This window comes from Herpetosiphon gulosus (assembly GCF_039545135.1).
Classification (GTDB): Bacteria; Chloroflexota; Chloroflexia; order Chloroflexales; family Herpetosiphonaceae; genus Herpetosiphon; species Herpetosiphon gulosus.
The window spans coordinates 87,999-97,173 of the sequence record NZ_BAABRU010000020.1; the positions used below are offsets into that span (position 1 = coordinate 87,999).

Here is a 9,175-nt window from a genome sequence, read left to right on the forward strand (position 1 = left end):
ACAGGAGTAGCCTATGACAATCACTGATCGCATGTTGATTGGGGCAATTGCCAGCAATCCCGGCGATTATGCGAAGGCAGGTCAGGCACGCTATTGTTTTACCACCCAAACAATTTACTTTTCGAGCGCCAAAAGCCCTGCGCCGGAAGATGCCAATAACAACTATTTCGACTTGCCCGCACTCAACGCTGATGGCTCCAAAAAATTAGTGACGGCGTTTCAACGCTATATCAAACGCTGGCCCGAAGATCGTCAGGCGATTATCGAAAAGTTTGCGTTGCGCCGTGGCTGGGAGCTAGCCATGGAGTTGCATTATGGGGGCGGTGCATTAACTGATCAAGAATCAGCCGAATGGCGCAAGATTGTTGATGGTCGGCTAACCCAATTAGTGGCTGCTGCTCGCCGTTATATTGAAGCTGGGCCAGGTGCGGCCAAGGAAATTATTGAATGAGCCTCGATTTAACCCAGTTTGTTCGCAATATCCCCGATTTTCCAATTCCTGGGGTTCAGTTTAAAGATATTACGCCGTTGTTGGGCAATGCTCAAGCTTTCGATGCAGCGATTGAGCACTTTGCTCAGCGCTATGCCAACCAACAATTACAAGCGATTGTCGGGATTGAATCACGTGGTTTTATTTTTGGTGCGCCTTTGGCATTACGCTTGGGGATTGGCTTTGTGCCAATTCGCAAGCCAGGCAAATTGCCAGCCCAAACCATCGGCGTAGATTATAGCTTGGAATATGGTACCAATCGCTTGGAAATTCATAACGATGCCTTGCAAGCTGGCGATCGGGTTGTAGTTGTCGATGATCTCTTGGCAACTGGGGGAACCGTGGTCGCGGCCTGCGATTTGCTCAACCAACTCGGGGCTGAGATGGTTGAGGCAGCTTTTTTAATTGAATTGACCTTTTTAGGTGGGCGCGAAAAACTTGGCAATCGGCCATTTTACGCCCAAATTCAATACTAAACCGACAATGAGGCCAGCAAGCCCCTACCGCATGCTGGTCTCAGGTTGTCCAATGGCGGGAGGTTGGTGCGATGGGTTACGCTGCCGATCTTTGTAATCAAGCAACTCAGCTTTTTCGGCAAGGCCAGTTTCGCAGCGCTGCGAGTTTGTTGGAGCAGGGAATTGTCGTCGCACGCCAAGAAGCCGATGGCGATAACGAATTGCTGTGTTACCAAAAGCTTACCGCAGCCCTGATGAACTTGGATCAGAGCCAGCAGGCGCTTGAGGTGGCAACCACGATGTTGGCGCGGGCACGCCAATTGCGCGAACCGCACTATGAATTAGTTGCCACAATTCGGCTGTGCAGTGCGCTGATCGACCTTGATTTGAAAGGACGCTGGGACGAAATTAAGGTCTTGTTGCTCGATTGTTTGCAGCAAGCCCAAGCCCGCAATACCACTGCTTGGCAACTCGATTGTCTACGCTTGTTGGCCAGCAATGCCATGACTATGCAAGAATACGATGATGCCCTGCAATATGCCCAACAAGGCTTGGGCATGATTCGCCACGATACCTACTCCGCTGATTTTTACCGCTATGTGTTTTATCGTGTGCTGCAACGTTTGCATACCCAGCGCGAGGAGCCTGCTGAAGCCTTGCGCTATGGTTTACTGTCGTTTGAATATGCTCAGCGCGAAGGCAACCCAGCGTGGATGATCACTGCTCGCCGCTATTTGGCCCATCTCCACTATCAACAAGGCAATCTTCAGGCAGCATTTGAGTTGTTTAGCGAGAATGTTGCCAGCGCCTTGGCCTACGATTCTGCCAGCGACCATCAAGATGCGACGATGTGGCGAGCCGAAATCGCCTTGCAATTAAAGATGGGCGAGCAAGCGCTCGAATTTTCGCGTGCAGCCCTCGAAATAGCCCGCAAACGGCTGCATGCCCGCGATGAGGCTTGGGCTTTGTTGGCGAATGTGCGGGCCTTGCACGCATTAAATCGTACTGATGAGGCTTGGTATTTTGCCAATGAAGCCTACCACTTTGCCCAAACCCAACAGCTTGAGCACCGCCAAAAAGAGGCGCGTGAGTGGATTGAAACCCTGACCAAGCAACAACAGCCCCAAAAATCGGCAACCAAACAAGGCTCATGGTTTGATCGTCTAATCGGAAAGCGCTGAGTGATGAGTACTGGAACATTTCAAGTTGATTTTGAACATCTGATTCGTTTGTTGGCCGAGAATTTGTATAGCGATCCACACGTTGCGATTCGTGAGTTAATTCAGAATGCCAGCGATTCGTGTGTGCGGCGTTTGGCCCAACACGGCGTTTTTCAGCCAGCAATTCATGTGCGAATCGACCCAACCAAGCGTTTGTTGGTGGTTGAAGATAATGGCACGGGCATGGCTCGCGATGATGTCGTGCGCTATTTGGCGACGATTGGCGCTAGCCAAACCCGCCAGGTCAAATTTTCAACCGCCGATCAAAACGCCGCGCAGATGTTGATTGGTCAATTTGGGATTGGCTTTCTCTCCACCTTTGTGATTGGACATCAAGTAACGGTTGATACCTTGGCTGAAGGCAGTGAGCAAGCGGTGTTGTGGCGTTCGCAGGGCAGCGCCGATTATAGCCTTGAATTGGGCACACGCCAGCAGATTGGCACAACTGTTACGATTGAATTAGAGCCAGCTTTCTATAATTTGCTCGATGAAACGACGCTTCGTGCCACAATCATTCGTTATGCCGATTTCATTCAATTTCCGGTCTACCTCGGCGACGATGCTCGCCCGATCAACCGCATGCATGCTCCTTGGCATTTGGATGCTTCGGAGCACGAATATATTGACTATGTGAAGCATCGTTATGGGGTCGTGCCCTTGGCAGTCGAGCCAATCACGATTAAGCAGCAGCAAGCTGAATGCGTTGGGGTTTTGGCAATTATGCCGTTGCAGGCCAATTTAGCCATTCGCCCGCGCAGCCTTGATGTGTTTCAGCGGCGCATGTATGTTTGCCAAGATTTGCAATTGCTGCCCGATTGGGCCACCTTTATCTGTGGGATTATCGATGCGCCATTGCTGGAGTTAGTTGCCAGCCGTGAAGGCTTTATGATCGAACGCCCTAACTATCGTGCTTTACGAGAAGCCTTGGTTGAGGCGGTGCGCTCGTTCTTAATTCGCTTGGCCCAGCGTGAGCCAGCGACCTTTGTGCAGGTGGTCAAACAATATAATAGTGGCATCAAACAGGCGGCAGTCAACGATAGTCAATTTTTTGCTGCGGTCGCCGATTTGCTGACCTTCGAGAGCGATATTGGCCCGATTACCCTAACGCGCTATCTTGAGCGAATTCCAGTTCGTGGGGCCGACGAACGGACAATTTTTTATGTGCTGAATGATTTGCCCCCAAGCGCTCAACAACGGGCAATTGTGGGTGCACGCGGTGTACCAGTGTTGCATATTAATTCAATCGAAGAAAAATTCTTGAAAAAATATTGTAGCCTGCGCCATGGCGTAAGTTTTCAGCCGCTCACCGCTGGCATCGCCGAGTTGATCGAAGCTGAAACCGACCAGCAATGGCGAAAATTAGAGCAACACTGCGAACAATTGGGCATGCAGGTTTATGCGGTGCGCTTCGAGCCAAGCCATTTGACGGCCTTAGCCATGCGCTCTAGCGATTATAAACGTGAACAAGTTGTGGATAGCCTGTTGAAAGGTAGTGGAAGTTTGCTCAGTTTTGTGCAATCGGTCGGGCGCAATCGTAGCGATGATTATGTTTTATGCGTCAACACGCTCAACCCATTAATTCAGCAACTGCGCGATGGCCAACTCAGCGACCCAACCTGGGCTACGGTTGTCCGAGCTTTATGGGGTTATGCCTTGCTTTCCAGCGGGGTTGAACTCACGCCCGAACTGGGTGAGGCGGTGCAAAAAGCCCAAACTTCGCTGCTCGAACTGGCACTGGCTCAACGCTAAGGAGTTGTTATGCAACGACCACATGGGATTCGCCAAGGTCAAATGACGATTAATGTGCCTGGGGTGATTCGCACCCTTGGCGAAAGTTTATATGCCGACCCGCATGTGGCGATTCGCGAATTGCTGCAAAATGCCCACGATACCTGCCTCGTGCGCCAAGCCGATGATCCCAATGCGCCATTGCCCGAAATTCATGTGCGCTATGACCCCTTTGGTCGCAGCTTAACGATCGAAGATAACGGTGTGGGTATGAATGAGACCGAGGTCGAGCAATTTCTCTCGGTGATTGGGGCCAGCAACACCGATGCTGTGCGTTCGCGGCTTGAGGCCATCGGTGAGCGTAGTTTGGCCGAACGCTTGATCGGGCGCTTTGGCTTGGGCATGCTAGCGGCCTTTATCATCGGCGAACGGATAGAGTTTGTTACCCGTTCGTTTCGCAGCGAAGGCGAGGCCGCAGTTTGGTGGGAATGTAGCGGCGAGCAATCCTACCGCATGGGCCAAACCACCCGCCCTAATGCTGGCACAACCGTCACCGTGGCGATCAAGCCAAGTCAAGTGCATTTACTGCGGGAAGATGAGCTTAGTCGTTTGATACGGCTGTTTGCTGATTTGCTGAGTGTGCCGATTTACCTCGATCCATCGCCACGCCCAGTTAATGTGATGCAAGCGCCATGGCATAGCGGAGCCAGCGAAAGCGAGTATATTCGCTATTTGAATGAACTGTATCCTAGCGAATCGGTTTTGGCGGTGATTCCGCTGAATGTCGAGGAAGATGATGGCGCGTTTAAGCTTGGCGGGGTGCTGTTTATCCCCAAGCAGCCGTATCTGAATGTGCGCGAACATGGCGATTTGATTATCTATGTGCGACGGATGTTTGTCTGTCGTGGCGAGCGCAGTTTGCTGCCAGAGTGGGCCAAATTCGTTAAGGGCGTGGTCGAAAGCCCGAATTTACGCGAAACAACTTCGCGCGAAGCTTTGCGCCGCGATGAATATTTCGAGCGGGTTCAGCGCACGTTGGGCCAAGTAATTTTAAATTATCTTGAACAATTGGCACTCAACGATCAGCGCTTGTTCCGCGAAATTGTCACCCAACACAATCGGGTGATCAAATCGTGGGCGCTAATTTCCGATGAGCTGTTTGCTCGAATCAAAGACATCGTGTTGTTTGAGACTGATGCTGGACGCATGAATTTGCCACGCTATTTTGAGCAATCGCAACTTTCGCGCAGCGGCATCAACAACGACGATGCCCATCAACGCTTGTTATTCTATTTCACTACGCCAGGCGGGATTGGTCAGCATGCTGTGTTGTTTGCGGCCAAAGGCTTACGCGTGATCGATGCGCAATATTTTCCTGATGAGCCATTTTTGCGCCGTTACGCTGAATTAACGCCTAATATTGGCTTGCGGCGCTTGGATGTTGGTGGTGATTTCATTTTCGAAGCTATGCCCAACAAAGATCAGCGTTGGTTGGAGCTTGAGGAGCGTTACGCCGAAATGGGCGTGCAAGCCCAAGTTTCGCAATATTTGCCTGAATCAATTCCAGCAGTGTTGATTTTTTCTGAGAATTCCGAAACCAGCGAACAAGTTGATACCTTGTTGGCCGACCCAAATTTGAGTCCATCGATTAAGCAACTGCTGCAGGCAATGCTTGATGAGCGCAAAGCTCAGCGCAAACATACTGGCAGCAAAGGTATGCTCTATTTAAATGCTCGCAATGCAGTGATTAACCAAGTAGCCCAATTAAACCATTATGCCGACCCGCAAATGCGTGATGTTTTGATTTTTCTCTACAACAATGCGCTGATGTTGAGTGCCCAAGGTGCACAGCGGATCGTCAAGCCTGAGCATGCCAAACAAATTTTCGATGCCAATAATCGGGTTGCTAGCGCCTTGATGAACGCAATTACTGGCACAACCAATGCGGTTGATTTGCCGCCAACCACAGTTGCACCTTACGCTGTGTTGATTAATACCCTTGGCAACAACCAAGTTAACCAGGAATTGCGTTATGTGCTGGAAAGCGCTCCCTTCTTTTTGCGAATCGTTGGCATTGATGCAGCAATCTCGCTGACTGAGCATAGTTTGCAGAGTTTGCAGCAGGCCGCCTGTATTGTGATTGATGCCAGCGAACCGGCTCAGGCTAGTTTGTTGGCTTTGGGAGCGGTTTGGGCGATTGCGCCGCATGTGCCAATTATCGCCTTGCGTTCAGCTGAAACCGAGCCATTGGCGATTCCAGCGATCGATGCAGTGTATGATTTGGGTGTGCGGGACGAGGCCTTGCGACGGGCTTTGCAGGAATTAAATATGGCTCAATCCGAACGTCGCTTAACCGCCGCTGATTTTCTGCGCTACGAATTTGTCAGTGAACGTTTGGCCCAAGCCTTAGCCGAACAATTTAGGAGCATCGATCAATTGCTTCGCGCCGATCCAGCTGAGGTCAGTAATTTGCTGGGAGTTCGTTTAGCGCCCTTGGGCTTGATCGAAGAATTACAACGAGCTTTAGAAGAAGATCGCGGACATTAGATCCGACGGAGCACGACGACGGTCATATCATCTTGGTATTGGCCGTCGCTCCAGCGATTGGCAGCGTTCATAATTTCGCTTACCAACTGCGAGGCCGGACGCTGGCTAAGCATACTGATTAGGTTACGCAAGCGATTCAAGCCAAATAATTCGCGATCATGGTTGGCGGCTTCAACCACACCATCGCTGACAAAAATCAAACTCTCGCCAGCTTGAAGTTCGAGCGCCGATTCGTTGTATTCCGCTTGCGCCACCGCGCCCAAGGGAAAGCCCGTCAAATCAAGATAATCGCATTCGCCGTTTTTTCGCACATGCAACGGCGCAATTAAGCCAGCGTTGCCCAACTGCATATGGCCAGTTTTTGAATCAAGCAAAGCATAGGCCAACCCAGTGTTGATTTTTTGCTGCGCCATACGCCGATAAAACAACGGATTGAGCCGATTAGCCAAACTTAGTTGGTTGGTTGATTGGCCCTCTTGCAAATGCAAATCGATTACGCTCATGGCGATAGCCATGAAAAATGCGCCAACTACGCCCTTGCCCGAAACATCGCCAACCGCAATATACCAACGGCCATCAGGCAAACTGAGCACATTGAAGAAATCGCCACCAACCTCACGGGCTGGTTGAGTAAAACCAGCAATTTCGTAGCCGCTGATCGCTGGTAATTGCTGGGGCAAAAAGCGTTGCTGCACCTCAGCCGCCAGATCAAACTCGCGCTGCAAGCGGGCGCGTTCAGAGCGTTCCTCGACTTGGCGAAAATTCTCTAGCACAACTTCGACTTTGCTGCCCATCGCTTCGACTGTGGCTTGCTCTTGTTTGCTAAACCCGCCAGGCCGATTGTAGAACGCCAACAGACCAATTGGCTTGCCTTCCAAGCGTAACGGCACAGCGAGGGCAGCATCAATTCGTTGGCCAAAACCGACTCGCTGAAAATCGCTGTTGTTTTCGAGGCTGGTTGCTGACCATGGCTCATTGCGCTTCAAAATATAGGCTGCGAGGCTGGTTTGGTAGGCGGCAGTGGCTTGAGCTTCAATCCCCCAACTAGCAGCAATGCGTGCTTGGCCTTGCTCAATCAAAATAATCTCACCGCCTTGAGCATCGATCAGCGTGCCGCCCTCTTGCAAAATCTCGGCGAGCAATTGATCGCGGGGCAGCGAACGGCCAAATAAATCGCCCATGCGGCTCAAAAATTGATAAAGCTCACGCTGGCGACTAAGCCGACCCCAACCGCTGCCCGCAAAATAGGCCAAGACCGGCATCAAAACGAGGGTCACAATAATTTCAACCGTGGGAGCGCCAAACATCCCATATTTAGCCAAGGCGGTAGCAACCAAGGGGGCGAATAGCAGATCGGCCAAAATCGCCACAGCCATGCTGCCCATCAAGCCAAACCCCATCGCAGCCTGAGCGATTGGAATCAAATAGAGGTAGCGTAACGCAGGCGCAGCTGCCCAACGCCCCTCACCAAGGTACATCACAATCGTAATGACCGAGAGCAACAGGCTGATGCTAATCACATCACGATGGCGGCGAGCACGATTCATGCGCGTAAAATTGCACTAAAACTAAACACAATATTGCAAAGGTAGCCTGGCACGACGCTTTGGTAGCGCCGAAACAACAGCGAGGCCGCAATCGAAATCATCGACAAATAAATCACGACCCCAGCCAATTGAATCGGATTTTGCCATTGACTGCGAATGAGGTAAATGCTCAAATTAGCGACGGTGGTAATAGCGGTTGCTTGCCAGAAGTTGAGTTTATACACATTTTGCAGCGAACGCAAGAGCACGCCGCGAAAAAATAATTCTTCGCCCAGCGATTGAAATACCTCGTAGCCCAGCGACCAAAACATATATTGCCACGGCTTAATGCTGAGTCCGACGATCCCGCTAAATCGAATCGTCGAGAAAAAGTGCAGCGAGATGAAAATACCTGCAAGCAAGCCAATCAAGACTTGATCTGGCCATTTGCGTAGGTGCAAGCCATGATTTTGCAATTGCTGATCGCGCTGAGCATACCAAAATAGCAGGATTGGGGGAATAAAAAAGAGGCCAGCCCAATATAAGCGCGGCGAATCGGCCAAGCCAAGCGCCAAAAAATGCTGATTTAGCCCGTGTTTGGCAGCAAGATTAACCGTGATTGCTGCCGCCGCCCATAATCCAAAGACTAAAATGGTGCGGCGTTTGGCCTGCGGCTGGCGAAACCATGCCAACCAACAGAACACCCCGGTAAACACAACCCACGAACCAACCTCCGTTACTACACCTTGGGTTGCTTGGCTGGTAAACGTCGTGCCCCACAAAATCATGGCCAAAGCACAGAGCATCGTTAGTACGATTGCCAAGCCATAACGCCAGGGTGGGCGTTGCAACAACGGGTGTTCTGGCGATTCTAGTTGATGAAAAGCAAGCAGCGACATAGTGCCTCCGTTGGTCGTGAGCGCTATTGTAGCATAGGGGAAAGAACATAGATGTAATGGTTCATTGGGTTGGCAACCAGTGCTCGTTCCCTCACCCCCAGCCCCTCGCCCACGGCGGCGGGCGAGGGGAGACTGTTGGAGCGGTTCCCCCTCGCCTCGCGGGCGGGAGAGGGCGGACAGGTTGGGACTGTCAAGTAGATTGTGTATTTCGCCCCATTACCCCGGAAAGCGTCCGTCAAAGCGAATGGCCAATTGGTTGCGAATCCGTGCCCAGTTTGGCAGCGTGACCCATTTTGCAGTGATATCGCGA

General features: G+C 51.3%; 7 protein-coding genes. 5 read left to right on the forward strand and 2 right to left on the reverse strand.

Translation table 11 applies throughout. From position 1 onward, the window contains the following. The first annotated feature begins 13 nt into the window (after positions 1-13). The 5 genes from ABEB26_RS21860 (at position 14) to ABEB26_RS21880 (ending at position 6,440) form a co-directional block, all read left to right on the forward strand. The gene (locus ABEB26_RS21860; protein WP_345724209.1) at positions 14-451 is read left to right on the forward strand and encodes a hypothetical protein; all 438 of its coding nucleotides are present in this window, start codon (positions 14-16) and stop codon (positions 449-451) included. Beyond that, complete coding sequence (locus tag ABEB26_RS21865) at positions 448-966, forward strand: adenine phosphoribosyltransferase (RefSeq protein ID WP_345724210.1); 519 nt, start codon at positions 448-450, stop codon at positions 964-966. Before ABEB26_RS21860 ends, ABEB26_RS21865 begins: the two co-directional genes overlap by 4 nt. A gap of 71 nt (positions 967-1,037) precedes the next feature. Next, entirely contained in the window at positions 1,038-2,126 is a 1,089-nt protein-coding gene (locus tag ABEB26_RS21870; protein ID WP_345724211.1) for a tetratricopeptide repeat protein, read from the forward strand. A 3-nt stretch (positions 2,127-2,129) separates the two neighbouring features. Next, positions 2,130-3,914 carry an ATP-binding protein gene (locus ABEB26_RS21875; protein WP_345724212.1) on the forward strand — a complete coding sequence of 595 codons (1,785 nt, stop codon included), beginning with the start codon at positions 2,130-2,132 and terminating at the stop codon, positions 3,912-3,914. 9 nt (positions 3,915-3,923) lie between these two features. Beyond that, positions 3,924-6,440, forward strand: coding sequence for an ATP-binding protein (locus ABEB26_RS21880; RefSeq protein ID WP_345724214.1), 2,517 nt, complete (start codon positions 3,924-3,926; stop codon positions 6,438-6,440). On the opposite strand, the gene ABEB26_RS21885 is transcribed toward ABEB26_RS21880, so the two are convergent. Both ABEB26_RS21885 and ABEB26_RS21890 read right to left on the reverse strand, forming a co-directional pair. Beyond that, positions 6,437-7,987 carry a PP2C family protein-serine/threonine phosphatase gene (locus ABEB26_RS21885; protein WP_345724215.1) on the reverse strand — a complete coding sequence of 517 codons (1,551 nt, stop codon included), beginning with the start codon at positions 7,985-7,987 and terminating at the stop codon, positions 6,437-6,439. The genes ABEB26_RS21880 and ABEB26_RS21885 overlap by 4 nt on opposite strands. Further along, positions 7,984-8,865 carry a CPBP family glutamic-type intramembrane protease gene (locus ABEB26_RS21890; RefSeq protein WP_345724216.1) on the reverse strand — a complete coding sequence of 294 codons (882 nt, stop codon included), beginning with the start codon at positions 8,863-8,865 and terminating at the stop codon, positions 7,984-7,986. Before ABEB26_RS21890 ends, ABEB26_RS21885 begins: the two co-directional genes overlap by 4 nt. Positions 8,866-9,175 lie beyond the last annotated feature (310 nt).